Annotated in this window: 24 protein-coding genes and 1 pseudogene; 19 read left to right on the plus strand and 6 right to left on the minus strand. The window is 53.8% G+C overall.

Going from position 1 to position 26,363, the window contains the following annotated elements:
• Nucleotides 1-81: 81 nt before the first annotated feature.
• From EBAPG3_RS13470 to EBAPG3_RS13490, 5 genes are all read left to right on the plus strand, one after another.
• A complete protein-coding gene (locus EBAPG3_RS13470) occupies nt 82-687 on the plus strand; it encodes a GNAT family N-acetyltransferase (RefSeq protein ID WP_004179526.1) in 606 nt (201 codons plus the stop codon).
• A gap of 413 nt (nt 688-1,100) precedes the next feature.
• Entirely contained in the window at nt 1,101-1,532 is a 432-nt protein-coding gene (locus EBAPG3_RS13475) for a DUF4398 domain-containing protein (RefSeq protein ID WP_088475153.1), read from the plus strand.
• 24 nt (nt 1,533-1,556) lie between these two features.
• On the plus strand, nt 1,557-2,381 hold the full coding sequence (locus tag EBAPG3_RS13480) for an OmpA family protein (RefSeq protein WP_004179530.1): 825 nt from the start codon (nt 1,557-1,559) through the stop codon (nt 2,379-2,381).
• 147 nt (nt 2,382-2,528) lie between these two features.
• Nucleotides 2,529-3,263, plus strand: a complete 735-nt coding sequence (locus EBAPG3_RS13485; RefSeq protein WP_004179532.1) for an intradiol ring-cleavage dioxygenase — start codon at nt 2,529-2,531, stop codon at nt 3,261-3,263.
• A 61-nt stretch (nt 3,264-3,324) separates the two neighbouring features.
• Nucleotides 3,325-4,062 carry a hypothetical protein gene (locus EBAPG3_RS13490; protein WP_004179534.1) on the plus strand — a complete coding sequence of 246 codons (738 nt, stop codon included), beginning with the start codon at nt 3,325-3,327 and terminating at the stop codon, nt 4,060-4,062.
• A 196-nt stretch (nt 4,063-4,258) separates the two neighbouring features.
• Here EBAPG3_RS13490 and lon read toward each other — a convergent pair whose 3' ends face one another.
• The gene (lon, locus tag EBAPG3_RS13495) at nt 4,259-6,685 is read right to left on the minus strand and encodes an endopeptidase La (protein ID WP_227869224.1); all 2,427 of its coding nucleotides are present in this window, start codon (nt 6,683-6,685) and stop codon (nt 4,259-4,261) included.
• Nucleotides 6,686-7,054: 369 nt separating this feature from the next.
• Here lon and EBAPG3_RS13500 point away from each other — a divergent pair, with 369 nt between their 5' ends.
• From EBAPG3_RS13500 to EBAPG3_RS13530, 7 genes are all read left to right on the plus strand, one after another.
• Nucleotides 7,055-7,366: a hypothetical protein gene (locus EBAPG3_RS13500; RefSeq protein ID WP_004179537.1), complete on the plus strand. Its 312-nt coding sequence runs from the start codon at nt 7,055-7,057 to the stop codon at nt 7,364-7,366.
• A gap of 35 nt (nt 7,367-7,401) precedes the next feature.
• Nucleotides 7,402-7,746, plus strand: coding sequence for a cupin domain-containing protein (locus EBAPG3_RS13505; RefSeq protein WP_040852862.1), 345 nt, complete (start codon nt 7,402-7,404; stop codon nt 7,744-7,746).
• Nucleotides 7,747-7,815: 69 nt separating this feature from the next.
• On the plus strand, nt 7,816-9,654 hold the full coding sequence (locus tag EBAPG3_RS13510; RefSeq protein ID WP_004179541.1) for an alpha-amylase family glycosyl hydrolase: 1,839 nt from the start codon (nt 7,816-7,818) through the stop codon (nt 9,652-9,654).
• On the plus strand, nt 9,639-10,133 hold the full coding sequence (locus tag EBAPG3_RS13515; protein ID WP_227869225.1) for a hypothetical protein: 495 nt from the start codon (nt 9,639-9,641) through the stop codon (nt 10,131-10,133). Before EBAPG3_RS13510 ends, EBAPG3_RS13515 begins: the two co-directional genes overlap by 16 nt.
• Nucleotides 10,134-10,369: 236 nt before the next feature.
• Entirely contained in the window at nt 10,370-11,761 is a 1,392-nt protein-coding gene (locus EBAPG3_RS13520; protein WP_004179545.1) for a TolC family protein, read from the plus strand.
• Between the two features lie 36 nt (nt 11,762-11,797).
• Complete coding sequence (locus tag EBAPG3_RS13525) at nt 11,798-13,309, plus strand: efflux RND transporter periplasmic adaptor subunit (RefSeq protein ID WP_004179547.1); 1,512 nt, start codon at nt 11,798-11,800, stop codon at nt 13,307-13,309.
• Nucleotides 13,310-13,371: 62 nt separating this feature from the next.
• On the plus strand, nt 13,372-16,542 hold the full coding sequence (locus EBAPG3_RS13530) for an efflux RND transporter permease subunit (RefSeq protein WP_004179549.1): 3,171 nt from the start codon (nt 13,372-13,374) through the stop codon (nt 16,540-16,542).
• 16 nt (nt 16,543-16,558) lie between these two features.
• On the opposite strand, the gene EBAPG3_RS13535 is transcribed toward EBAPG3_RS13530, so the two are convergent.
• A complete protein-coding gene (locus EBAPG3_RS13535) occupies nt 16,559-17,521 on the minus strand; it encodes a GlxA family transcriptional regulator (protein WP_004179551.1) in 963 nt (320 codons plus the stop codon).
• Nucleotides 17,522-17,624: 103 nt separating this feature from the next.
• Here EBAPG3_RS13535 and EBAPG3_RS13540 point away from each other — a divergent pair, with 103 nt between their 5' ends.
• The 6 genes from EBAPG3_RS13540 to EBAPG3_RS13565 all read left to right on the plus strand — a co-directional run bounded on the left by EBAPG3_RS13540 (nt 17,625) and on the right by EBAPG3_RS13565 (nt 21,938).
• Complete coding sequence (locus EBAPG3_RS13540) at nt 17,625-17,927, plus strand: putative quinol monooxygenase (protein WP_004179553.1); 303 nt, start codon at nt 17,625-17,627, stop codon at nt 17,925-17,927.
• Nucleotides 17,928-18,521: 594 nt separating this feature from the next.
• Nucleotides 18,522-19,739, plus strand: coding sequence for a DUF2863 family protein (locus EBAPG3_RS13545; RefSeq protein WP_004179555.1), 1,218 nt, complete (start codon nt 18,522-18,524; stop codon nt 19,737-19,739).
• Nucleotides 19,740-19,990: 251 nt separating this feature from the next.
• On the plus strand, nt 19,991-20,536 hold the full coding sequence (locus EBAPG3_RS13550) for a septation protein A (protein ID WP_004179557.1): 546 nt from the start codon (nt 19,991-19,993) through the stop codon (nt 20,534-20,536).
• Nucleotides 20,536-20,835 (plus strand): YciI family protein, encoded by a 300-nt coding sequence (locus EBAPG3_RS13555; protein ID WP_004179559.1) that lies wholly within the window; start codon nt 20,536-20,538, stop codon nt 20,833-20,835. Before EBAPG3_RS13550 ends, EBAPG3_RS13555 begins: the two co-directional genes overlap by 1 nt.
• A gap of 8 nt (nt 20,836-20,843) precedes the next feature.
• Nucleotides 20,844-21,110: a BolA family protein gene (locus EBAPG3_RS13560; protein WP_004179561.1), complete on the plus strand. Its 267-nt coding sequence runs from the start codon at nt 20,844-20,846 to the stop codon at nt 21,108-21,110.
• A 30-nt stretch (nt 21,111-21,140) separates the two neighbouring features.
• Complete coding sequence (locus EBAPG3_RS13565) at nt 21,141-21,938, plus strand: peptidyl-prolyl cis-trans isomerase (RefSeq protein WP_173844514.1); 798 nt, start codon at nt 21,141-21,143, stop codon at nt 21,936-21,938.
• A gap of 292 nt (nt 21,939-22,230) precedes the next feature.
• On the opposite strand, the pseudogene EBAPG3_RS15685 reads toward EBAPG3_RS13565, so the two are convergent.
• Together EBAPG3_RS15685 and alr are read right to left on the minus strand one after the other, a co-directional pair.
• A pseudogene (locus tag EBAPG3_RS15685) lies at nt 22,231-22,544 on the minus strand (alanine racemase C-terminal domain-containing protein); the annotation flags it as partial.
• Nucleotides 22,545-22,582: 38 nt separating this feature from the next.
• Nucleotides 22,583-23,431 carry an alanine racemase gene (gene alr, locus EBAPG3_RS13575; RefSeq protein WP_085922062.1) on the minus strand — a complete coding sequence of 283 codons (849 nt, stop codon included), beginning with the start codon at nt 23,429-23,431 and terminating at the stop codon, nt 22,583-22,585.
• 189 nt (nt 23,432-23,620) lie between these two features.
• On the opposite strand from alr, the gene lplT reads away from it, so the two are divergent.
• Nucleotides 23,621-24,895, plus strand: coding sequence for a lysophospholipid transporter LplT (lplT, locus tag EBAPG3_RS13580; RefSeq protein ID WP_004176534.1), 1,275 nt, complete (start codon nt 23,621-23,623; stop codon nt 24,893-24,895).
• A gap of 11 nt (nt 24,896-24,906) precedes the next feature.
• Here the strand turns inward: lplT and EBAPG3_RS13585 are convergent, their stop codons facing one another.
• The gene (locus tag EBAPG3_RS13585) at nt 24,907-25,413 is read right to left on the minus strand and encodes a TPM domain-containing protein (RefSeq protein ID WP_004176536.1); all 507 of its coding nucleotides are present in this window, start codon (nt 25,411-25,413) and stop codon (nt 24,907-24,909) included.
• Complete coding sequence (locus EBAPG3_RS13590) at nt 25,414-26,307, minus strand: TPM domain-containing protein (protein WP_085922063.1); 894 nt, start codon at nt 26,305-26,307, stop codon at nt 25,414-25,416.
• Nucleotides 26,308-26,363 lie beyond the last annotated feature (56 nt).

Raw genomic sequence — 26,363 nt, forward strand, 5'->3', positions numbered from 1 at the left:
CTGGACTCTACGCCAAATCTGGAATGATGAAGTTCCTGATAAGTGCTACCCTTATAAATAGCAGCATGAGCACAAGAAGAAATGAGCTGGCTTGAACCGGTGGAGTTGAAGGGGGCGATTGTAACACTTGCACCTCTCGGGATGGATCACGTCGAACCGTTGAAGGCTGCTGTACAGGATGGAGAGTTCTGGAAGCTCTGGTTCGCCAAGGTGCCCTCACCGGAGCAAATGAAAAACTATGTGATGTACGCTATTGAAGATGCAGCGAAAGGAAATATTGCATTTGCTGTCAGGCTCAATAAAACAAACCGGATTGTTGGCACTACCCGTTTTTATAACGTTGATGAGTTAAACCGAAGGCCGATGCTGGGCTATACCTGGTATGCAAAATCAGTGTGTAAAACAGGTGTGAATAGTGAGAGCAAATTTTTGTTGCTTCAACATGTTTTTGAGCAGAGAAATGCTATCGCGGTAGAATTCAGAACCCATTATTTTAATCATGTCTCCAGAATTTCGATTGAAAGACTAGGCGCAAAACAGGATGGGATTTTACGCAGCCATCAAAGAATGCCTGATGGCTCAATCCGTGATACGGTTGTTTATTCAATACTTCAGCACGAGTGGCCAGCAGTGAAAAACAACCTGTTAAACAGACTCGCAAATTACTGTCACGCCGCTCCTGAATAAATCACGCCCCGACTCATGTTACATTGCCGAATTGAAGGTTGATTTGAGTTAACCCGATTTCACAGCGGGCCCGTATTGTGCTCAATAACGGCCCCAACTGGCATATTGCTATCGTGAATATTGGCAACCTAGCCGAAATTTGTCCCTCTCGAAAATAGATACAAAAGGCTTCCCGCTTTCAGGGCAACAATTGACAGTGGAGTACGCCTCTCTCGCTGACCCATAACTCGCGCGACTGCCTGCACCGCTACCCATCTCCCGTTACATCCCAGATAACATGGAAAGAAAATAGCTTAATTTCTATATGTTGCCGGAAACCCTTGGTCCGGCATTTTCTCCGCATTCCAGGTCCTCATTTCAGGGTGTAGGTGCGCTAGCACACCGAATAATCCAATTTTGGCAGGTAGACTTTATTGGGTGCCTTAACTCTTCAACCTGATTCCTTAGAGGTCAAAATGAAAGACATTTCTGGGTTCAAGTGGTATCGAACAATGAGTTTAGTTGCTTTTGCGGCTATATTCACAGCGGCTTGCGCAACCACAGAAAAGAGAGATACGGCGGCGCAACTTGCGGTTGCGAGAACCACAGTTGCGGATGCGGTAAGCGCTGGCGCAGGTGAATATGCAGCGGTGGAATTAAAAACCGCCCAAGAAAATCTGGATGCTGCGGAAAAAGCAGCAATAGCGCATGACTATAAAGTAGCCGTGAGGTTAGGTGAAAAAGCGCAAATAAATGCCCAACTAGCCAGCTCCAAAACGCGTGCGGCAAAAGCACAGAAAGCAGCAGACGCATTAAAGGATAGTAACCGCGCGCTCCAGGACGAGATGGACCGAACAACAAAATAACCCATACAAAGGAGGTTTTCGCTCATGAATAAAAATGAGTTACTAACCATCTCGCTTGTCGCCGTCGCCATCCTGACAGGCTGTGCGATGCCAGACAGAAATGCCCGCCTGGAAGACGCTCGGAATAGCTACAACGACGCACAGAGCAATCCACAGGTTGTCAATCTGGCTGCCTTGGAACTGAAGGAGGCGGGCGACGCGTTGTCTAAGGCAAACAATGCGTGGAATCAGCGACAAGATCCGGCTACAGTGGACCATTTGGCTTATCTGGCGCAACGGCGCGTGGCGATCGCCCAAGAATCCGCGAAGCGTAAAAGTGCTGAAGCGGACGTTTCCCAAGCCGAGGCGGAACGCGATAAAGTTCGTCTTGCCGCCAGAACGCAAGAAGCGGACAGGTCTCAGCAGCAGGCACAGGATGCGGAAATGCGGGCCAGGCAACTTGAACAACAACTCAATGAGCTGAACGCAAAGCAAACGGATCGGGGGCTAGTCATTACACTTGGCGATGTGCTATTCGACACTGATCAGGCGCAACTCAAGTCGGGCGGGGCTCGGGAAGTCCAAAAGCTTGCTGATGTTCTGAAACAGAACCCGCAACGCACGGTTTTTATCGAAGGATTTACTGACAGTACGGGCAGCGATAGCCATAACCAGGAGCTTTCCGAACGACGTGCCAATGCAGTCCGTGATACGCTACTGAATCTGGGTATTAGTGGGGATCGCATAACAACTCGCGGTTATGGAAAAAACTTTCCGATCGCCAGTAACGACAACCAGGCGGGACGGCTATTGAATCGCCGGGTGGAAATAGTTATTTCGGACCAAAGCGGAAATATAAGATCACGCTAAGATATCTGTTCTTGGAACAAAGTTCAGCGCGAACACCGCCAAGGGAAACAGTCACCCAAAAACTTGCAGCGGTATCCTTCACTCTGGAAGCCGGATCATGGCATCCTTTGCTGGTTTGCCCCTGCCCTAAACTCCACGGGGGAAAGCATGAGCGCTGATGATTACCGGGAATGGCTGTTAAGTCGACGAAAAATGCTGACCCTGCTGGGAGCGGCGGGGATAAACATGTTCACCGGCTGCTCGTCGCGCGGCTCCGGCACCAGGGAGATAAATGGAAGGATGCTTTCTTGCATTGTTACCCCCCAGCAGACCGAGGGCCCCTATTTTGTTGACGAGCGCCTGCATCGTGCGGATATCCGCTCCGATCCCTCGGATGATTCGATAAGAGAAGGGTTGCCTCTCGCGCTCGAAATTCATGTTTCCTCAATAGATAAAACCGGTTGCAAGCCGCTCGCGGGCGCTGTTGTGGATATCTGGCACTGCGATGCCCAGGGAGTTTATTCAGACGTTAAGGACAATAGTTTTAATACCGTTGGCAAAAAATTTCTGCGCGGCTATCAAGTAACGGATACAAACGGCAACGTTCGATTTATGACTATCTACCCCGGCTGGTATCCGGGCAGAACCCCCCATATTCACTTCAAGATTCGTACCGATCCAAAATATATGCGAGCCCATGAGTTTACGTCGCAATTCTACTTCGACGACTCGATAACCGATCACGTTTATACAACGCAACCGTATGCCCAAAGGGGCCCGCGCGCACCGAGAAATGAGGGGGATGGTATTTTCCGTAAGGGCGGAGACCAGCTGATATTGACGCTCATCAAAAATGATACAGGTTATGCTGGATCATTCGATGTCGGGCTGGAAATAAGCTGACCAGCACCCCATCCCACCCATAAGGCCGCTCCACAGCTCTCCAGCGGCTATAGGAGAAGGCATGATGATTGCAGGAAAACCACCCGAGGCTTGGTACTGGTCACACGACATTGAATCAAATCAAATCGGCAGCATAGTTGCGCCGGGCATGCATCTGATGCGTTTGTCGAGCTATGGCACAGGCAATCATCGACGGTTTGCCGCACTCGTCTTCAAGGATTCCGGGCCCGATCACAGTTACGTGCTCGATCTCGACGCCCCCTCGATTGAAGCTCTGCTGCGCGAAGCCGATACCCGGCCAATCGCCATCACTGTCGACGTCAGCGGGTCGCAGCGACGCTTCTCGCTGGTTTTGCAAAAGGAACCGGCGGTGCTGTCCAGCGTTCATCTCGATCTGGATGAAGCCGGTGCACGCAGACTTCTCGATGACCGCCACTGCATCTCTGACTTCGTCACGTATGCCGTGGATGGGGCTCGAAAATATGCCGTGATCCTTGAGGAGCGATCCGGATCATCATGGTTTTTAACCAATGTCACCGCACGCGAGCTTGATTCCAGGCTCACCGAACTGGGCGCCAGCTTGCGGCGTGTGCGCACCTATGTCGAAGAGGGTCAGCCGCGGTTCGCTGCGGTCGCTGAGCAACTGGGCTCCGGCAAATGGGCATGGTACGCCGGCCTTGAGGCTGACGCGGTAGCCAGCAAACTTGATGCCAACGATGCGTACCCCTTCGATCTGGACGCCACGCGCGACGAGCATGGGGTTCGCTTTACGGTGGTGATGTATCGCAACAAGCCGTAACATTCATGCAACATCAGTTTGCGAGCACGGCTCCTAACAAGATTCACTCCATCAATCAGATCAGGGTTTTGACGTAATGCCGGGGGGATGACTGGACTCCAAGACTCATGTACACGGAACCTCACTCTGGTCCAATTTAGAAAATCGAGCGCCGATATCTGAAATTTGAATAGTCTGAGACTGACTGGCTCTGTGCTCAGACAAGCTTGAACTCGGACCCGGCGCGACCGGAGCCGCGCTCGCCCAGCGATGCCTGAATCGCATCCGCCACGGTTTCCAGCAAGACAAACTGTAATTCGGATCGGGTCGCTTCGGGCACCTCTCTCAGATCTTTCTGATTGCGGGCCGGCAACAGCACTCTCCGCAAGCCCGCGCGTTGTGCGGCAAGCACCTTCTCCTTGATGCCACCCACCGGCAGTACCAATCCACGCAAACTGATCTCCCCAGTCATTGCCACGTCGTGATGCACCGGCCGATCGGTAAAAAGTGACGTGAGCGCCACGAACATGGCAACCCCTGCGCTGGGGCCATCCTTCGGAATAGCGCCCGCCGGCACATGCACATGCACGTCGATGCCGTCGAACATTGCCGCAGGGATATTGAGGTCGTTTGCATGTGCTTTTAGCAGGGTGAGCGCCGCCTGAGCGCTCTCCTTCATTACATCGCCCAACTGGCCGGTCAGAATCAGCTGTCCTCTGCCGCTTACCCGCGTTGCTTCGATGAAGAGGATGTCGCCGCCCACCGGCGTCCAGGCCAGACCGGTGGCCACCCCCGGCAGGCTGGTACGCAGCCCGATTTCATGCTCGAATTTCGCCGGTCCGAGGATGGCGTCGAGGTCCGCGGCATCGACACGTACCTGGAGCCGCTCATCATCGGCGATGCGCATGGCCGCATGGCGCATTACGCGTCCAATTTCCCGTTCGAACTGACGCACTCCGGCCTCATGAGTGTAATTGGCAATGATGCCTTCCAGCGCCTCGACTGTCAGCTCGCACTGCGCTTCAGCAAGACCATTTGCCTCGCGTTGACGGTGCACCAGATAGCGCAGCGCGATCTGAAGTTTTTCCTCGCGGGTATAGCCCGGCAGATCGATGATCTCCATGCGGTCGCGTACCGGGGGCGGCACATTATCGATGACATTCGCCGTGGCAATGAAGATAACGCGGCTCAAATCAAACGGTACACCGAGGTAATTGTCGCGAAAAGTCGAATTTTGTTCTGGATCCAGCACTTCAAGCAGCGCCGCCGATGGATCGCCGTGGAGACTGGCCGACATCTTGTCAACCTCATCGAGCATCATCACACAGTTGCGCGCACCAGCCTTGCGCAGGCATTGCACGATGTTGCCCGGCATCGCTCCGATATAGGTGCGGCGATGGCCGCGCATCTCGGCCTCGTCGTGTACCCCGCCCAACGACACACGAACGAATGGCCGCTGCAATGCGCGCGCGATGCTCTGGCCGAGGGAAGTCTTACCCACACCTGGCGGCCCGACGAAACACAGAATTGGCGCCCGCCCCTGAGGCTTGAGCTTTTGTACCGCCAGGAACTCGACAATACGCTGCTTGACTCGATCAAGCCCGAAGTGATCGGCTTCGAGAATCTGACGTGCGGTATTCAGGTCGATGGGCGGATCGGCTGGCAACCGCCAAGGCAATTCGGTCATCCATTCCAGATAAGTGTGAAGCATTGAATACTCACTCGACGCGCCTGGCATACGCTGCAGCCGCTGCAATTCCTTGCGTGCCTGCGCCTCGATCTCATCCGGCATGCCGGCATTGGTGATCGCCTCGCCAAGCTGCTCAATTTCCTGATCATTGCCATCACTCTCTCCGAGCTCCTTCTGGATGGTCTTCAATTGTTCGCGCAAAAGAAACTTGCGTTCGCGATCCTCCAGTTGTTCCTTCGTACGCTCACCGATCTCTTGCGACAGCCTGAGTACCTCGATGCGGCGCGACAGGATCTCCAACACCTTTTGCAGCCTCTCCTCGGTACGCAGGGTTTCAAGCAGCATCTGTTTCTCATTCACTTCCGTATCAAGCAGGCTGGCCGTGATATCCGCCAAATGCGATGGCGCGCGCGTTGCCTGTAGCGCATGCGCAAGCTCCGCGGGAACACCAGGCAGCAACGACAGGATCTCGACGGCGCGTTCACGCAATTGCATGGCAAGCGCTTCGGCCTGGGTAGAAATGAGTTCCGACTCATCAATACGCTGTATACGGACTGCCAGGAACGGATAGCCCTCCACCAACTCCTTGATGCGGAAACGCTCGATCCCCTGGCACACGGCGTGACGTAACCCATCCGCCGAAGTGATGTGACGCACGACGTTGGCTACCGTACCGATGGGGCACAGCGCATCAATGCCCGGGTCGTCGATAGCGGGATCTTTCTGCAGCACGATGCCGATCGGGGTATTGGACTGGAGCGCATGTTCGACAGCGGCGATCGACTTCACGCGGCCGACGGTGACAGGCATCAGCACATGCGGAAACAATACGACGTTGCGCATGGGGACCAGCGCGATCACGCCATTGGGAAGTTCGAATCTGGTCGCGGCAAGCTCTTCCATAACGATCCTCTCTCCGCCAAAAAAAGTTCCCGGATCCGTTGCGTAGATCAATGAGCCCGGCTCCGCGCTCTATAAGGGTATTTTCTTTCAGGAACGCCCAATGATAGAAATCCGCATCCCTCGTATCAGTCTAGCACGAGTCACCCAAACGTCAACTTGACGGATCTTCCCTGGATAATACAATACGGACGCTTCTGGATCAGGAAACGCAAGCCAGTCGTTTTCCTGGTTCAGCGCACTCTCGACACAACCGCCAATTCAGATTAAAGGGGCCGGTCACCGTGCCGATTCGCAAAGCGACGAACAATGGTCACACTTCGCACGCGGACCATTGTGTAGCGGAAGCAGATTTCATACAATCAAGCCCATACAATCACGCTTTGGCGAAAAGTGCCAATTGAGTGCTGGGATGAGACCTATATGAGCAAATACCTCGTACAACTGGACTTCATTTCCTTCATGAAATTCAATTCATTGGCATTTTGCTGCGCCAATACGCTGTTTTCGCCTTTCAATGCCTTTTATACCTTTCAGAGCAGCGGGATTAACAAAGCACTTCTTGTTCTCCTTTTAGCGCCATTTGCCGGCCTGCTCTTGGGACTGTTCTTTGGCGTCCTCGCCTTCCCGCTTTATAAGTTCCTGACTGCCCGCAGCCAATTTCTTGCGGCGCTTTCAGGCAGCTTCCAGAAATTACCGGACAGCTCCGTGAATGAGCCTGTTACCGATGACTAGCAGCCTGCTGGCATTTTTTCCGTTAGGAGCCGCCATTGAAAGCTAAAGCGACCGTCGAAGAAGTACTCTCTCGCATCCCCGGTCCCGTCACCGCAGAGTGGCCTATGGGCGAGCGATTCGCCGTTGCTCTCGCCCATGGAACCATGTCGGTTGAGTATTACGCGCCTGCCGGCCATGATCCGCAAACTCCGCATGAGCAGGATGAAGTCTATTTCATCCACAGGGGAACGGGTGAACTCGTCATCAGCGGAAATTCGCATTCGTTCAAGGCAGGGGATTGTCTTTTCGTGGCGGCTAATGTTGAGCACCGGTTCGAGAATTTTTCCAGTGATTTCGGAACATGGGTGGTATTCTGGGGACCGAAAGGTGGCGAGAAGTGAGAGCTCCTGATCCATCCATCGCTGGATAACCCGTCAAGCAGCTAAAAACATCATGAAGGGTATCAACTTATGAATAACCTTCCTCTGAATCAGCTCGGCCCTCACGAATCCATGCCCGGTTTGGTAAATTTCGGCGTACTGTTGCCATGGGTTTCGGCGGCAAACGGCAATCGGCTATTTGTAAAAATCATTCATGAGCGTGATCAGTTCATCCAGGCAATTCAGCCACTGGCGTTCGAATTGCGGCATGATGTCAATGCTGATTATGGCGACCTCTGGTCAACGGCCCTCGATTTCAATACGACTCGCGACTTGCAGCCAAACTCGCATTTTGGCATGACGGGCCGTCATGTCTATCGCTTCGAGCTGCACAATCCCAATACTGGAGTACTGGACTGGATCATCGATCCTTACGCGCGCGAATATGCTGTCGGCAAGCTTTCTGCCTTTACCCTCGGCTACATTCCTTATGTCTGGAGTCCAGGCGAGACCCGTTGGAAAACACCCGCCCTAACTGATCTGATCCTGTACGAGCTGAACCTTGCCGAGTTCAGTGCCAGCTTGCAAGGTGCGATCGACCGGCTCGACTACCTGGTCGACCTGGGTGTGAACGCACTGTCGGTGATGCCCGTCAACAATGTCTCGCTGGAGGTCGATTGGGGCTATCTGCCACAGGGTTATTTTGGAGTCGATGAACGCTTTGGCCGGCGCGACGACTTCCAGCGGTTCGTCGATGCAGCCCACCAGCGCGGACTGGCGGTGATCGTTGATGCGGTCTATGGCCATACCGGGGAGGACTTTCCTTACGCCGATCTCTATCGGCGGCTCCAGTACCACGAAAATCCATTCATGGGAGAGTTTGCTCAGAACTATTTCGGCGTCAGCACTGATTTCAACCGCGCCCTGACGCGCGATTTCTTCTTCAGTGTCAACCTGCACTGGTTGAATACCTACCATGTTGACGGTTTTCGCTATGACTGCGTGCCAAACTACTGGGATGGCGCTTTGGGTGCAGGTTACGCCAACCTGGTTTTCCATACCTATGAATACGTCAAAGCCTCGATTGCCAGCTTGCCCCGGTTCGATGCACCGGAAGGCTCGCGACTGATCCAGATTGCCGAGCAACTGGAAGCCCCGGAACAGATTCTTCAGCAAAGCTACAGCAATGCCACGTGGCAGAACGCCACTTATGGAGCCGCGGTGGCCTGCGCTCACGGCATGGGAGGCGCAATCGAGAATCTCGGCCAGCGGCTGGGTGCGCTTGGATACATCGAGCAGTCTACTCAAAACGGCGAAACAATGGCCAAGGCCCCGCTGCAATACATCGAGAACCACGACCACAGCCGTTTTCTGTGTGAGTTCGGCCTGCATCGTCCCGACTGGAATTCGTTATTTGCGGAAGGTGACCGCGCGCAATGGTATCGGCTCCAGCCCTATTTGATCGGGTTGCTCACGGCGAAAGGCATCCCCATGCTATGGCAGGGCCAGGAATTTGGCGAGAACTATTTTCTACCCGATAGCGGTCTTGGCCGGGTATTACTGCTGCGGCCGCTACGCTGGGATTATTTCTACGACACGACCGGAAAAAACCTGATCAAGCTGACCCGGAGACTCGTGAGCCTGCGCAAGAGTTGCGCCGAGTTGCGTCGCGGCAGTCATTATTTTTACAATGATGAGGAGCGTTATCAATCGCGCGGCATCCTGCTGTTCCAGAGAGAGACCTCCGCTGCGGTAAGCCTTGTGGCGGTGAATTTCACCGAGATTGAGCAGACCGTGCCATTCATCTTCATGCGTGCCGGTAACTACACCGAACAATTGCACGGGCAGGATAACTTTTCTGTCAATGAGGGGCAGGAGCGCTGGCTGACCGTCCCATCCAGTTATGGGCGCATATGGCGAAGCGCTTGAATACCAGTCCCGCTTATCCGGTAACTCGCCCACGCTGCTCGGGACATGCGCAGAAACAAATATTGGCATTACCCTTTACAGGGGTATACAATCTGACCGCCATGAATAAGCGCCGCTGTATCTATTCCGTCATGCTTTTATTATTCGTCAGTATGCTGACGAATGCATTTGGCTGGGCATTTAACGGCGAGGTATTCGCTCATGAGTTGGATCATGAGCACCATGTGCTCTCTCTTGATCCGACGGCGCATCTTGAGGCCCATCACCATGCCGCTCTCAATGATGAAGGTCATCTGGATGCGGCGACCCACCTTTGCCTTCATGCGGCCGGTCAGTATCAGCCGTTTTTCTTTACGTCCCCGCCGCGGGTACCCGCCTCCACCGGTGCGGAGGTTTTAACCTCGTTTATTTCTCTGATCGTCCCCGAATCCATTCCGGATTCCCCTCTTCATCCTCCCAAACACGGTTTCACAAGCTAGATCGGCAGGCACGACGGCTGATCCCTGACATTGCCTGGTTTGCCTCAAATCAGCTAGACAACCAAAGGCAGCCAGCGGCAATGAAAGTCGTCTGACAGCCACGTCAAACCACCTGCCACGTGGGGTGGACCTGCCGCCTTGTATTGGCGTGATAACCGCTTCGCTCATTGCGATGTCGATTGCGCGGTTGCTTGTGCAGCGGACTGTTGGCGCATAACACTTGCGGAGATATTTCCATGAACTTTAAAACATTGTTCACGGTGTCACACCGAGTATCGGCCGGATTGCTCATTCTGGCATTCAGTTGCCCATCGGCGGCCATTGCCGAAAATACATTTTTCGGCGCATTGCCTGTTGGAAACGCGGACTACTCCGCTCTACCCGAGGAGACAAAAGATCTCACTTTGCGCGATGCCGCGCTTCTCACGCTGCAGCGCAATCCTGAATTGGCGGCTTTCGCCAAGGAGATCCGTGCCCTGAAAGGAGCCACCCTTCAGGCTGGCCTACTGCCAAACCCTGAGTTATCCGTGAATGTTGAGAATATCGGAAATATTCAGCCGCTTACAGGCGACATCAACTCTACAAAGGCAGTTTCACAAGAAGTTGTCCAGCAAATTACGACGATTCGTATCTATCAGTTGATCGAGCTCGGTGGAAAACGTGCCGCGCGGGTTAGCGCCGCATCGCTGGGTGAAGAACTGGCAGGCCAGGATTATGAAATCAGGCGAGTGGAACTTATCGCTCGAGTGGCGAATGTGTTTACCGAGGTACTTGCTGCGCAAGAGCGTCTGCGACTCGCAAAAGAGAGTCAGCAATTGGCGCAGAGGGTAGTAAGCGCAGTGGTAAAGCGCGTTCAGGCTGGCAAGGTGCCTCCCATTGAGGAAACCAGGGCCGGGGTAACATTTTCCACCACACGGATTGAACTAGAGCAGGCGCAACGCGAGCTGGCCGCCGCGCGCAAACGGCTGACTCTGCTATGGGGCAACGCTTCACCGCGATTTAATAAAGCACTTGGAAACCTTGAATCGTCAGTTACTCTGCCGGATTTCGACGTGCTTGCGAAACATGTTCTCGCCGGCCCCATGGCGCTGCGCGCCATGAGAAATATAGATCAGCGTAAAGCGCTGCTGGATCTGGAGCAGACCCGGCGCATTCCAAACCTTACTATTCAAGCCGGCGTCGTTCATCACGCACAACTCGGAGGCAATACTGCCGTCGCTGCCGTGATATTGCCGCTGCCATTGTTCGATCGCAACCAGGGCAATATCCTGCAAGCCCATCAACGTGTGGATAAGGCCATTGACGAGCAAGCCGCCACCGAGCTGCGTCTTAGAACCGAACTTACACAGGCGTATGAGGCGTTGTCGGCCGCACAGAGGGAAACCGGCATACTACGCGACGAGATAATACCCGCTGCCAGAAGCGCCTTCGAAGTCACCAACAAAGGTTACGAACTGGGCAGGTTTGGTTTTCTGGAAGTGCTGGACGCCCAGCGTACCCTATTTCTGAACCAAATCCTGTATATACGTGCGCTGGCGAACTATCAGCGTCTAGTCAATGAAATTGAACGGCTGATTGCGGCACCGATCGATGGCATCCTCGATGGTGTCGCCAAAACAATCGACTAATGTAACAGCGCTGGTCCTGATTATAAGGAGTAAAAAATGAAGGACAAAAATCGACTCATTCCGATCATTGCCGTGATCGCGATAGGAATCGCCGTGGGTGGCTTGATTCTCACCTTGGATAAGAGCGCTCCATCCACCGCCGCTGATACCGCGAGTAAACCATCCGACAATGCGAAGGTTCAGTCCGACACGGCGTCCGACAGGGGGCCCAGGGGAGGCAAGCTGCTTACGACCGATAATTTCGGGGTGGAAGTGACCATCTTTGAACAAGGGGTGCCTCCACAGTTCCGGCTTTATCTCTATAAGAATGACAAACCATTATCACCATCCGCCGCCAAAATCACCGTCACACTTACCCGGCTCGGCACTCCCGCACAAGTAATTAAATTCACGCCGGAGGCCGATTATTTGATCGGCGATCAGACGATCGAGGAGCCTCATTCGTTCGATGTGGTCGTTTCCGCTCAATGGGATGGCAAAACTTTTCGCTGGAACTACAGCCAGGTCGAGATGCGAGTGAAAATCTCGAACGAAATGCTAAAGAGCATGGGTATCGAAATACTGACCGCCGAAGCAGCAACAATCAAACCTACACTCAAGCTGCCGGGCGAAATCATCTTCAACGAACACACCATCGTACAAGTGGTGCCGCGGCTGCCCGGCATCGTAACCGCTGTCTATCGCCATCATGGTCAACACGTGAAGAAAGGAGAGGTGCTTGCAGTAATTGAAAGCCAGATGCTGGCCGAGTTACGCAGTCAGCATCGGGTCGCGCGGAAACGATTGGCGCTGGCGCAGACTACCTTCGAACGGGAAAAGCGGCTGTGGGAAGAGAAGATTACCGCCAAGCAGGATTATCTCATCGCCCAGGAGTTGTTAAACGAAGCCGAAATCGCAGTGGATCTCGCATCAGTAAAACTGCGCTCCCTGGGAGTGCGTCCTGATTCAGGCGCATCAGAAGAAAATCTGGCGCGCTACGAAATCCAGGCCCCCATCTCGGGCCTCATCACTGCCAAGGCCATTGCACAGGGTCAGACGCTTAAGGACGACGCGAACATTTATACCATAGCCGACGTATCGACAGTCTGGGCGGCCATTACGGTATATCCGAAAGACCTGGCTGTGATCGAGGTCGGGCAGAGGGTAACAGTCAAGGCGACCGCTTTTGACGTCGAAGGCGAGGGTGCTGTCACTTACATAACCACCCTGATTGGCGGGCAAACCCGAACTGCCACAGCGCGGGTGGAGCTTGAGAACGAGGATGGCAGATGGCGGCCCGGCATGTTTGTAAACGCGGAACTGGTGACAGAAGATCTCCCGGTGCCCGTCGCGGTATCGGCGGATGCCATTCAAACAATTCGTGACTGGACGGTGGTATTCGGCCGCTACGGCCAATTCTTCGAAGCACGCCCCCTGGAACTGGGGCGCGGCGACGGAAAAATGATCGAAGTACTCAAGGGGCTCCGGGCAGGAGAACAGTACGCCGCGGGTAACAGCTTCGCCATCAAGGCTGAGCTGGGCAAATCGGGAGCGAGTCATGACCATTAGGGTGCAGCAGTCGCAAGCAAGCATACCAGGCATCCCGAAGGAACGAACCGGGATGAAAAATCATGATTGAACGGATTTTGCGAACATCCATACAGCAGCGTGGCCTGGTCCTGACGGCGGTATTGGCGATGGCCATGCTTGGGGTTTATAACTCCCAAAAGCTGCCCATCGATGCGGTACCGGATATCACTAACGTACAGGTACAAATCAATACCCGCGCGGCGGGATTCTCGCCAATCGAGGCGGAACAGCGCGTGACATTCCCGATCGAGATCATCATGGCGGGCCTCCCCAATCTCCAATATACCCGTTCACTCTCGCGCTACGGCCTGTCGCAGGTCACCGTTATTTTCAAGGACGGCACCGACATCTATCTTGCTCGTCAGTTAGTGAGTCAACGGATACAGGAGGCAAGAGACAAGCTGCCCGTCGGCGTTGAGCCTACTATGGGACCTATTTCTACCGGTCTGGGTGAAATATTCATGTGGACCGTCGCCGCTAAAGAAAGTGCAAGAAAGCCGGACGGCACGGCATATACGCCGACCGATTTGCGCGAGATCCAGGACTGGATCATCCGGCCACAGTTGCGCACGGTGCCCGGAGTCACGGAAGTCAACACGGTTGGCGGTTTCGTCAAACAGTTCCATGTCGCTCCTTATCCCGAAAAGCTGATCTCTTTCGGATTGACGTTGCAGGATGTCATCACCGCGCTGGGGCGCAACAATCTCAACGTCGGTGCCGGTTACATCGAAAAGAGCGGAGAGCAGTACCTGGTTCGATTGCCCGGACAGGTAGCCAATCTGGACGAGATCGGCAATATCACGCTCGGTTCCCGAGCAGGGATACCGATACGCGTCAAGGATGTTGCCGATATCCTGATAGGCAAAGAGTTGCGCACCGGCGCCGCCACACAAAATGGCAAAGAGGTGGTACTCGGAACGGTACATATGCTGATGGGGGAAAATAGCCGTACGGTCTCTCAGGCGGCCGCCAAAAAGCTGGTAGAGGTTAATCGCAGCCTTCCCGCAGGTGTGGTTGCGACCCCCGTCTATGATCGCACCACCCTGGTGGAAAAAACCATTCGCACCGTCTCGAACAACTTGCTGGAAGGTGCCGCCCTGGTAATCGTGGTGCTGTTCGTGTCTCTCGGCAACCTGCGCGCGGCACTGATCACCGCGCTCATTATCCCGCTCTCGTTGTTGTTCACACTCAGCGGCATGGTCGCGAACCAGGTCAGTGCCAACCTGCTGAGTCTGGGTGCCTTGGACTTCGGAATCATTGTCGACGGCGCCGTCATTATTGTCGAGAATTGTATCCGGCGCCTTGCTCATGAACAGGCGCGGCTGGGCCGGGGATTAACTCCCGCCGAGCGCTTCTCAATCGTATTCGATGCATCCAGCGAAGTACGGCGGGCCCTGCTGTTCGGACAACTTATCATCATGGTCGTCTACCTTCCTGTATTTGCACTGTCCGGGGTAGAGGGAAAGATGTTCCATCCCATGGCTTTCACAGTCGTGATAGCGTTGCTGGGAGCGGTGGTTCTCTCCCTGACGTTCGTCCCGGCGGCAGTCGCACTCTTTCTTTCAGGCAAGGTAACAGAAAAAGAGAGTTCCACGGTAGCATGGGCAAAGGGAATCTATTCGCCTGCCTTGGACGCTGCATTGCGCAACAAGGGATTGACTGTAACACTTGCCGTGGTCGTTGTAGTACTGTCCGGCTTGCTGGCTACGCGCATGGGCAGCGAGTTTTTGCCCAGCCTCGATGAAGAGGATATCGCCCTCCACGCAATCCGCATCCCCGGTACTAGCCTGACCACGGCTATCGAAATGCAAAATGAACTGGAAGAGACAATCAAGACATTTCCGGAAGTGAAAAGGGTTTTCGCCAAGATCGGAACCGCTGAAATTGCAACCGATCCCATGCCACCAAATGTTGCTGATATTTTTATCATTTTGAAACCAAAGGCGGAATGGCCGGGGCCGCATCACACCAAGCCGGAATTGATCGCCGCAATGGAGCAGGCGGTGCGAAAGGTGCCGGGTAATAATTACGAGTTCACCCAACCCATACAGATGCGTTTTAACGAATTGATATCGGGTGTACGAGCGGATGTGGCGGTCAAGGTATTCGGCGACAATATGGACACGCTATTTACCGTGGCCGAGCAGATTGAGAAGATACTTGAAACGGTTCCAGGGGCCGCGGATGTAAAAATCGAACAACTTACCGGATTGCCGGTGCTTACGATTCAGCCTGACCGCGCAAGACTGGCGCGCTACGGGTTGAACGTAGCGGATGTGCAGGATGCCGTAGCGGTTGCTGTCGGCGGACGAAACGCCGGCACCATTTTCGAGGGCGATCGCCGCTTCGAGCTACAAGTCCGGCTTCCGGAACACCTGCGCGGCGATATCGAGGCGCTCAAGCGTTTGCCGATCGGCCTTCCCGCCGCAACCTTGGGCACCGCGGCAAATGCTCCGGCGACCGCCCTGCCGGCCTATGTGACATTGGCGGAAGTGGCCAGATTTGAAGTGATTCCCGGCCCCAATCAGGTAAGTCGTGAAAATGGCAAACGGAGAGCAGTTGTCACGGCAAACGTGCGCGGCCGGGACCTGGGTTCCTTTGTCGGCGAGGCTGAAACGCTCATCGCGGAGAACGTGCAGATACCCGCTGGATACTGGACAGTATGGGGGGGGCAATTCGAGCAAATGATTCTTGCAGCCCAGCGCCTTGAGATTGTGTCCCCACTTGCTCTGGGTCTGGTTCTTCTTCTCCTCTACACCATGCTCGGGAGTTTTCGCGACAGCCTGCTGGTATTTACCGCGGTCCCCCTGGCTGTCACCGGGGGAATTCTGGCCCTGTGGCTACGCGATATTCCCTTGTCCATTTCTGCCGGGGTAGGGTTCATCGCCATGTCCGGGGTGGCCGTATTGGACGGACTGGTCCTGATATCCTTTGTACGCGATCTGCGCGCACAGGGTCTGACTCTGGACGATGCCATTCGTACCGGATCCCTCCTCAGGTTGCGTCCGGTGCTGATAACAACATGGGTAGAAACGCTTGGTTTTCTGCCGATGGCGCTGAGCACGGGGACCGGTGCCGAAGTACAGCGGACATTGGCAACGGTGATGGTGGGTAGCACTCTTTCCCAATCGCTGCTGACATTGCTCGTGCTCCCGGTGCTATACCATCTGGTCCATGGAAGGGATGATCTGAACCCAGGCAAGCCACCCTGAACCTCCCTCAAATCATTTAGTAGGGTATTCGGAGCTCGCTGACAGCCCGGCCGATCTTGCGGCGAAGAAGTGCGCGCAGCGTTGTCCCATCCGCATAACCAACCTGAGCGGCAATCAGGTCGATACTGTCACTGCTCGTTCTCAAAAGATGCAGTGCGCGCTCGACACGAAGATCCTGGAAATAGGAAAGCGGGGTTTTGCCCAGTACAGCGCGCAATCGGCGGGAGAGCGTCCTTTCGCTTGTACCCGCCGCGCTGGCCGCCCCACTTAGCGAAAAGCCATCCGCAAGTCTTAGCCGGGCCCAGCGTTCGAACCGTTCGACCAGCGGGTCCTCATGCGCGAGATGATCGGGAATCGCAAAAATTGCCTGCGATGGGCGTGGTTCGATGACAAGAAAACGGGCTGTTAATGCAGCGAGTGCCGGACTGCTGCGCCTCACAAGCCATAGTGCGAGATCGATATGCGCAAGCGCTGCACCAGCGGTGACAAAACGCGACGAGCCCACTACCATGCGGGATTCTTCCAGCGTCACAAGGGGATACCGCTCTCGAAACAGAGGAGCGAGCCACCAAGAGGTGGTAGCGTTCTGTCCATTGAGGAGCAAAGTATTGGCAAGAACGAATGTTCCAGTGCATGCGGCCCCCACCAGAACACCGCTGTCAGACCACTGCCGCAAAAGCTCGACGGCATCCGCCACATCGCGGCGTTCAAGCGCCGCTCGCAGCGTTTCAGGCATCTTTGCCCCGAGTGCGGGGATCAATACAACATCCGGGTATGTGCACCGGGTTGCCGGCACCACGGGCACCGATAATCCCTGGCTGGTACGCACGTGGCGGCGTGTGCCCACAATGGTTACCTCGAAATGGGTTGAAAAAGCGCTATTGGCACCCGCAAGATCATTCGCAACACTCAGGGTATCGAGAATGGTCGACAACCCGGTGTCAAAAACTCCATTGAGCGCGAGAATGTGGATATGCATGGCAGGAATTATATCAAATTTGTCAATCTTGCCACTTGGCAAAACTTTATGACTTCTCTAAAGTCTGTCTCTCGTTATTCAACTTAAAAGAGAGGAAATTATCATGGTAAAAGTTGCGTTATTTGTACGATTACAAGCCAAGCCAGGAAAAGAAGCCGATGTCATCCATTTTCTCGAACAGGGACTTGCACTGGCAAATGCGGAAACCACCACGCCAGTCTGGTTCGCGCTACGGCTGGGTCCTTCGACTTTTGGCATTTTCGACGCATTCATTGACGACGCGGGGCGGTCAGCACATTTGGCGGGCCCCATTGCCGCGGCACTCATGGCCAACGCGGCCGAACTACTTGCGGAGGCTCCGCAGATCGAGCATGTAGACGTACTGGGCGCAAAGCTCGCCAGCTAGGGACTTATCGGTTGCGAGGCCGGACAGTCTATTGCGCGGATGAAAATCGGGTTTTTTGAGGGCTTTAAAAGTAACTTATAATATCCACTTTCGGCCTGACAAAGTAATGATGTCGCCAAGCAGACAAAAAAACAGGCAGCCCGACCCGGAAAAGCTCAAGCTATCGGGCTCCGGAAGGGCGAACCGGCAAAGCTTTGGATGAAGGAAGCACCTAAAAAATGAAGAAACGAGGAAAAACAGGTTGCATGCTAACGGCCAACAGATCGTATCCTCCCGAACCCGGGGATGATTGAAAAAGTGATCATCCTGAGATTGCCGGAAAAAAGACCGTGTCCGGATCGGGGGTAGGTTTTCGGAAATCGCCTGCAAAAGCGTCGGACCGGCCTATATTTCGCCCCTGCTGATCTTCAAAATCGGCAAATCTGTTCTCTCCCGGTCGCATTCTCATTGAGTACTTTATGTTGTACAATAAGTTCAGCCAAGAGTGCGTTGGCGTGCAAAGCCGTCGAATTTCCTTCCTCAAAACGGACTCTACCCCTTCCAATTCCTGGATTTGGGTTAAAATGTCTTTTCAATTTGTTACGCACACCTTTCATGAAAAAACCTCGCGTCCAGCATCGCACCAAATCCCCGCGCGTGGTTCAGGAGCTTTCCAGGCTGGCTGCGGGACTTGCTGCTTCCGGCAGCCGTATCGAGGATGCATTCTGGGAGAACCGGCTTGCGGCAAAGATACATGCGCAGTTGCGTACCGGCGACGATCAAAACCTTGAAGCGGCGCTGGATCAGCTCTACGACACCGATTCTGTGGGTTACGGTGAATTCATTTATGCAATTGAAGCGGCGATCGAATGCGGCGTACTCATACGGGAAGGCATTGGTCATGATGTGCTGATGTTCGCGGCGCCGGTATTGACCTGGTCGCGTTTCTCAATTCCTTCCGGCCTGATATCCGAGCCGGTGCTTGCCAGTCTCCGAGTACAGTTGCAGGCACATGTGCTGGCGAAAGATGTCCAATTCGTGCTGGCGGATTGCCTCTTCAGCCCTGACCAGCTTCCACGTGGCTATCACCTCACCCATGAACTTGCCAACAAATTGTGGACAGCTGCGGTGGCGGGAGAACGGGACTTGCACATAAATCCTCGCCAACTGGCTGAAACCGGACGATTTCTGTCCGATACCCGTTATCTCCTCGGTGCAATCGCCGTTCCGCAGGGAAAATCCATGTTCCGATGGCAGGAAGCCGACGGATCCGGCACGGACAAGAGCACGCATCCGCTCGGCGTAAAGTTTTCCAAACAGGATACACTGCTTGCATGGCAGACTCATGGCACCGAAGCCCTTCGGCCGCTATTTCAAGGTTGTGCGTTCGAACTGGTAATACCCGATGGCTTCTTTTCGGCATGGCGCATGGCGGATCGCCTTGCCCGGCCCTATTCTACGCATGCCACCATCGATTTTCTGCAATCAACATTGAATATTTCCGCAAACAGGCTGCGCGCAGTCATCGCGCCCTTTTACGACCAGTGGCTGGAGGAATACCGGGTAAGCTTTACCCTCAAGGATCGCGACGAAGTCCTCTATGGCATCGTCTGGGCGCTGGTAGGTGACGAAGATGAAAACAGCGACACTGTGACACAAATCGAAACGACGCTGCGGGAATGCGGTATCACGCATACCACAGTGCTGGACAATCACTTCCTTCTGGAATATTGCGAAGAATGCGGCGCGCCGCTATTTCCAAATCCGGAGGGTGAAGTGGTGCATACTGAATTTCCAGACGAAGGAGAAGTCGCACCGGTACACCTGCATTGAGGCGCGTGCTGACATGGTATGAATCCGTATTAATCAGCTTTCCGGATAGCAATATCCATACCGGTAGCGGAATTATAAACCTGAGGGGGTAAAAAGCACTTCGTCAGGATGAACCGGGGAAACGGCTCAATTATAGAAAATTTCAATTTTTTTAATCGCTTACATCCCGGTTATATATGAAATTGAATAGCCTTTTGCAGATTAGCCGACATAATCGTTTTCTCAATCAACCGTAAACCGTATCGACATTTATGAAGTTTCTTTTTGATCTCTTTCCGGTTATTCTGTTTTTCATTACATTCAAGGTTTATGGAATCTACGCTGCCACCGCTGTAGCTATTGTCGCAACTTTTGCGCAAATCGGCTGGGTATGGTTTCGCCATCGGAAGGTTGAAACCATGCTTTGGGTAAGCCTTGTTATCATCGTCATCTTCGGCAGTGCCACGCTGATACTGCAAGATGAAACTTTCATCAAGTGGAAACCATCCGTCCTCTACTGGCTTTTCGCGGGAGCGCTGCTGCTGGCCCACGCGGTTTTCAAAAAGAATTTGATTCGTGTCATGATGAAAGAGCAGATTGCGCTTCCGGAACCCATATGGACTCGCCTCAATGCCAGTTGGGCAGCATTTTTCGCATTGATGGGTGGCGCCAATCTCTATGTAGCCTTTAATTATTCCACTGAAACTTGGGTCAATTTCAAGCTGTTCGGGTTCATGGGACTGATGCTGGTATTTGTCGTATTGCAAGGACTGATGTTGGGAAAATATATGGAAGACAAAGGGGATAAGGAGGCATGATGCTCTATGCGATCAGCGGCGAAGATATTCCGGACAGCCTGGAAAAACGCTTGGCGGTCCGCGCCGCACACCTGGAGCGCCTTAACGAATTGCGGCGAGAGGGGCGTCTGGTTCTGGCGGGACCCTACCCGGCGATCGATAGTCCCGACCCCGGCCCCGCCGGGTTCTCCGGCAGCCTTATTGTCGCAGAATTTGAATCACTCGAAGCGGCGCGCAACTGGGCGGAAACCGATCCCTATGCCACATCTGGCGTATATGCAAGACTGACAGTCAAACCGTTCAAGAAAGTTTTACCATAAGGTAAAGCATGGTGAGCACAATTGAATTGATCAGACAAAAGCTTGCCATTCTTGATCCGGAGCAGATTCAGATCATGGATGAGAGCGCCAGGCATGCGGGGCATGAGGGCGCTAAAAGTGGTGGCGGACATTACGTTCTCACCATTGTCTCACGCGAATTTTTCGGTAAATCCCTTCTGGCCCGGCACCGCTTAGTCTATACCGCGTTAAAAGAGATGATGCATAAGGATATTCACGCACTGAGCGTAAAAGCGTATACTCCCGAAGAAATTTGATTCGATTCAATCCACTGACAAGGAAAACCCATGCGTTTTATGAAACTCTCTCAATTGACGGTGCTCGGTATTTCTGGCCTGATCGCCGTAACGACTGTCCAGGCCCAATCCAGCCCATCCATGGCGAAGGTGAATGGAGTGTCAATCCCCCAATCGCGCCTTGAATTTATAGTGAAAGCGCGGGCCGCCCAAGGTCAAGCCGATAGCCCTGAAACCAGGAAGACCTTGCGTGAGGATCTCATAACCGAGGAAGTCATAGCGCAGGAAGCTCTGAAAAAAGGGCTCGACAAGGACCCGGATTTCGTATCCCAGCTTGAAATTGCCCGTCTGACAGCATTGGTAAGGGCATATCAAATTGATTATGTGAAGAATCACCCGGTCAGCGACGAAGAGCTGAAGAAAGAATATGAATCGCTGAAAACCCAAATGGGCGATAAAGAATACAAGGCACATCACATCCTGGTTGCTACCGAGGCGGAAGCAAAAGACATCATCGCGCGGATCAAGAAAGGCGGCAAGTTGGATAAGATTGCGCAAGAAAAATCCATTGATTCCGGCAGCAAAAGCAAAGGTGGCGAACTCGACTGGAGTCCCGCCGCCAGCTATGTCCAACCCTTTGCCGAAGCATTAACGAAAATGACCAAGGGCCAGCTTACCGAACAACCCGTGAAAACTCCCTTTGGCTGGCACGTAATCCGCCTGGATGACATACGCCCCTTGAAAATTCCGCCATTCGAGGAAATAAAGCAGAATCTGGCGCAACGCGTATTGCAACGTCAGTTTGCGACCTTTGTCGGCGACCTTCGCGGTAAGGCGAAAATCGAATAACCCGGAATTTTGGACTTCACCAGATTAAAAAGGCGGTCAGGTTGACCGCCTTTTTTCGTCCTGAATCCGGTCGTCGGGCAGGGTGGAGTGTGCGGTTCTTGGAGTACAGAATAAGCGCAACAACGCGAAATAGTCCCATTCCAAGGCGTTGCAACACAGCCATGTGCCGCAAAAATCGGGCAATCATCCCGTGGGAGCCTCACCCCAAAGGGGAGGCCGGGTGAGGCAAAAATCATTACGAGCTATGGTGCCGGACTAAAAAATAAGCGGTCAACCTCCGGATTTATGTTTCTTACGTGACCACTCTCATGCGGGGTGCCAGAGCACAGAGCAGCTCATAGCTCACTGTACCGGCCGACTGCGCTACCTCATCCACGGGCAACTCCTTCCCCCAGAGTGTTACAGGGCTGCCTACGCCGGCCCCTTCAATTCCACTCAGATCCACATGCAGCATATCCATGGATACGCGCCCGACAAGTCGGGTACGCCTGCCATTCACCAGCACCGGAGTGTCGGCGGGGGCATGGCGGGGGTAACCGTCGGCATAGCCGCCCGCCACAATACCGATACGCATTGGCGGTCAGCACGAAACATATGGCCTATCCCACTCCGTCTCCTGACTTAGCTGTTGAACGCGGTAAATTTTATCGATATGGGGGGTAACCGTCGGCATAGCCGCCCGCCACAATACCGATACGCATTGGCCGGTCAGCACGAAACATATGGCCATATCCCACTCCGTCTCCTGACTTGAGCTGTTGAACCGCGATAATTTTACTCGATATGGTCATTGCCGGATGCAAATCCAGTTCTTTAGCGGTTCTGTCAGCGAAGGGCGAGGCCCCATAAAGCATGATACCGGGCCGCACCCAGTCCGCGTGCGTGTCGGGACAGCGCAGGATAGCGGCGGAGTTGGCCAGCGAGCGCGGCAGATTCCGCGCTTCGGCAACAGCATTGAAGCATTGCAACTGCGCGGCAACGCTTTCGTTTCCAGCGGACTCATCGGCGCGGGCCAAATGGGTCATGAGCGTAATCTGACCGACAAAGGAATTGACTTTCAATGTTTCCAGCGCAGCATGAAATTGCTCGGGCGTGAAACCCAGGCGGTTCATGCCGGTATTAAGCTTCAGAAATACATCCAGCCTGCCGTGCGCTCTGTACGCTGATAACATCGCCAGTTGCTCGTGATGATGGACTACGGTGCTTAAATGGTACTGCTCGATCCATGCCAATTCCGCCATGGAAAAAAAACCTTCCAGCAGTAAAATGGTCTGGCGATAACCAGCTTCCCGCAAGCGAACGGCAGCGTCAATTTCGAGCATGGCAAAACCCTCCGCTCGCTTCAGCGCATCCGCCGCACGCAGCAGCCCATGACCGTACGCATCCGCCTTGACCACCGCCATGACCCGCGAGCGGGGAGCATAATGGCGAACTACGGATAGATTATGTTCGAGCGCAGACAGATCAATCAGCGCCTGGATGGGACGTGACATCAGCGTTCAGGATGCGGGGAAGTTTTGATCATTCTAAAATCCGGATCGGAATAGTTGATCCTGAAAACAGCGGCTTCCATTGGTGGCTTAAATGATTTCATGATATAAACCTTTTCGCCAGAATAAGCCTGGATGACCATTGTATAATCTCACGCCTGACGATGAGAAGGTTTTTGGGGAGAGAGTAGGGTGAAACGTGGATTTTATACCATTATGGCAGCGCAGTTTTTCTCTTCGCTGGCTGATAATGCGCTGCTGGTCATTGCCATTGCACTTCTGATAGAACTGCATGCGCCCGCATATCTCACCCCGATGCTCAAGTTTGTATTCGTTTTATTCTATGTAATTCTAGCCCCTTTCGTCGGCGCATTTGCCGATTCCATGGCCAAGGGGCGGGTTATGTTCATTAGCAATTCGATCAAGATTGCTGGCTGCAGCCTGCTTTTCCTGGCTTCGCACCAGTATTTCGCCCTCGCCGCCTATGCGGTCGTCGGGCTTGGAGCTGCCGCCTATTCCCCCGCCAAATACGGAATACTTACCGAACTGCTTCCTCCAGAAAAACTGGTCATCGCCAATGGCTGGATCGAGGGACTCACCGTAGCTTCCATTGTGCTGGGCACGGTATTGGGCGGGCTGCTGATAACACCCGCCATCTCCTCCATATTTCTGGAGTTCGACTTCCCTTTCATCAACACTGGCGTGGATACCATACCGGAAGCGGGCATTCTCCTTATTGCCGTTTTCTATAGTACCGCCGCCATTTTCAACCTATACATTCCCAATACCGGAGTTGATCACCGTATTCTCAAGAAGAATCCCGTATTCCTGGTGCACGAGTTTGCCCACTGTATGAAGCTGCTATGGACGGATAAGCTCGGGCAAATTTCACTCGCCGTCACCACGCTGTTCTGGGGTGCTGGTGCAACGCTTCAATTTATTGTATTGAAATGGGCCGATGCGGCACTCGGCTATCCGTTAAACAAAGCCGCACAGTTGCAGGGTGTGGTCGCCGTCGGAATTGCGATAGGTGCGGTTGTCGCGGCACGGCTCGTATCGCTGCGGCAGTCCGTGAAAGTTATCCCGCTTGGCATTGCCATGGGTATCGTAGTGATGGCCATGATTCTGGCGCGCGACCTGTGGATAGCGATCGTACTTCTCATGCTGATAGGCGGGCTGGCCGGATTTTTTGTGGTGCCAATGAACGCCCTGCTGCAACACCGCGGGCACATCCTGATGGGCGCAGGCCACTCCATCGCGGTACAGAATTTCAACGAGAACCTGAGTATTCTCACCATGCTGGCGGTATATGCGGTACTGGTAAGTTTCGACGTGCATGTTTACACCGTCATCATTCTGTTTGGCCTGTTTGTGGCAGTGATCATGGCGCTGATCCGCCAGTGGCATCTGCACAACCAGAGCATTGAGGACTCCCTCCATCTGATCGGGGTGCATAAGGGCCATTAATCCGGATTGTGCTACAAAATAATGGGTGTATCGGGCAGCTCATTCTTGCTCTCTACGGGTTCTTCTTCTGCCCGGAAATGCTTCTGCAGATGACTACCTACAGCGCTGATTCCAGCGACCACCCCTGATTCAAAATGGCCCTGACGAAAAGCCATTTCCATTTCGCGGCAGATTCTTTCCCACTCCTCAGCGCTGACTTTGACGTTAATTCCCCGATCCGCAATGATTTCAACGTCACGGTCCGCAAGCAGCAGGTAAACCAGCACGCCGTTATTATACTCAGTGTCCCACACACGAAGCCGGGAAAACACCTCCACCGCTCTCTCTCGCGCCGGCTGATCTCTAAGCAGAGGCAAAGTATCCAATGCTGCCTCCACCGCAAAGCAGACCTCGCCCATATGGCTGATTTCCGACTGCTTAATGGCTTGTTCGATAGCTATCAGGGACGTGGGGGGAAACAGGCGTCGCACCACCGCACGACCCGTAAGGAAATGCCGCAGTATGCGCGCAAAATTCATTTACCATCTCCCTGATGCGCCACCACCACCAAAACCACCCCCCCCTCCCCCAAAGCCGCCTCCGCCACCAAATCCACCTCCGCCGCTCCTGCCGCCCATCCCACCAAACCCGCCGGGAGGCCAGCCACCCCGCCCTCCTCTGGCAATTCCCCCACCCCCGTTACCAAATAGGCTCATAAAGAACGCGAGGAAAGCGATAATCAAGGCAGCAATTATCGAAGAAAAAACGATCCAACCCATGAAGCCCCCCGCTACACTCATTACGGCGGCGCCAATGAAACGCCCAAACATGGATTGAAGTATTCTGCCGGCTACGATAAGTACAATAAAAATGAGAAAAACATTGTCCAAAATAATATCCATCCCTGCCGGAGCACCATTGCCCCGCTTGGGTTGCGGAGGAGGCAGTGATTCTCCTTCGATTACCCCCATTATTTTTTCGATTCCTACATTGATACCGCCCGCGAAATCTCCCTGCCGGAGTCTGGGAACAATTATTTCTTCGATGATACGCTTCGCCATGGCATCCGGCAGCACACCCTCCAATCCATAGCCCACCTCGATCCGCAACGCTCTGTCATGCTTCGCAATGACCAGCAGGATGCCGTCATCGACGCCTTTGCGCCCCAGTCTCCAGTTCTCCGCAACTCGAATCGAATACTGTTCGACCGTTTCGGGATGCGTGGTAGGAATGACCAACACCGCTATCTGGCTGCCTTTTTTTGCCTCGAATGCAACTAGTTTCTGCTCCAGCTGCGCGGTCTGATTCGCGGTGAGTGTTCCGGTCAGATCGGTAATACGGGACTTGAGCGGCGGAACCGCCACTTCCGCCGCTGATAAGGAAGCGGAAAGAAGCAGTACTAAAGCGAGGGCCTTTCCCCAAGTTTGAATCATAATCCTAAGTCCTTAAATCCCTTATGGATCATGGGTGGTCAACCGCCAAGTTCTGA

This window comes from Nitrosospira lacus, assembly GCF_000355765.4.
GTDB lineage: Bacteria > Pseudomonadota > Gammaproteobacteria > Burkholderiales > Nitrosomonadaceae > Nitrosospira > Nitrosospira lacus.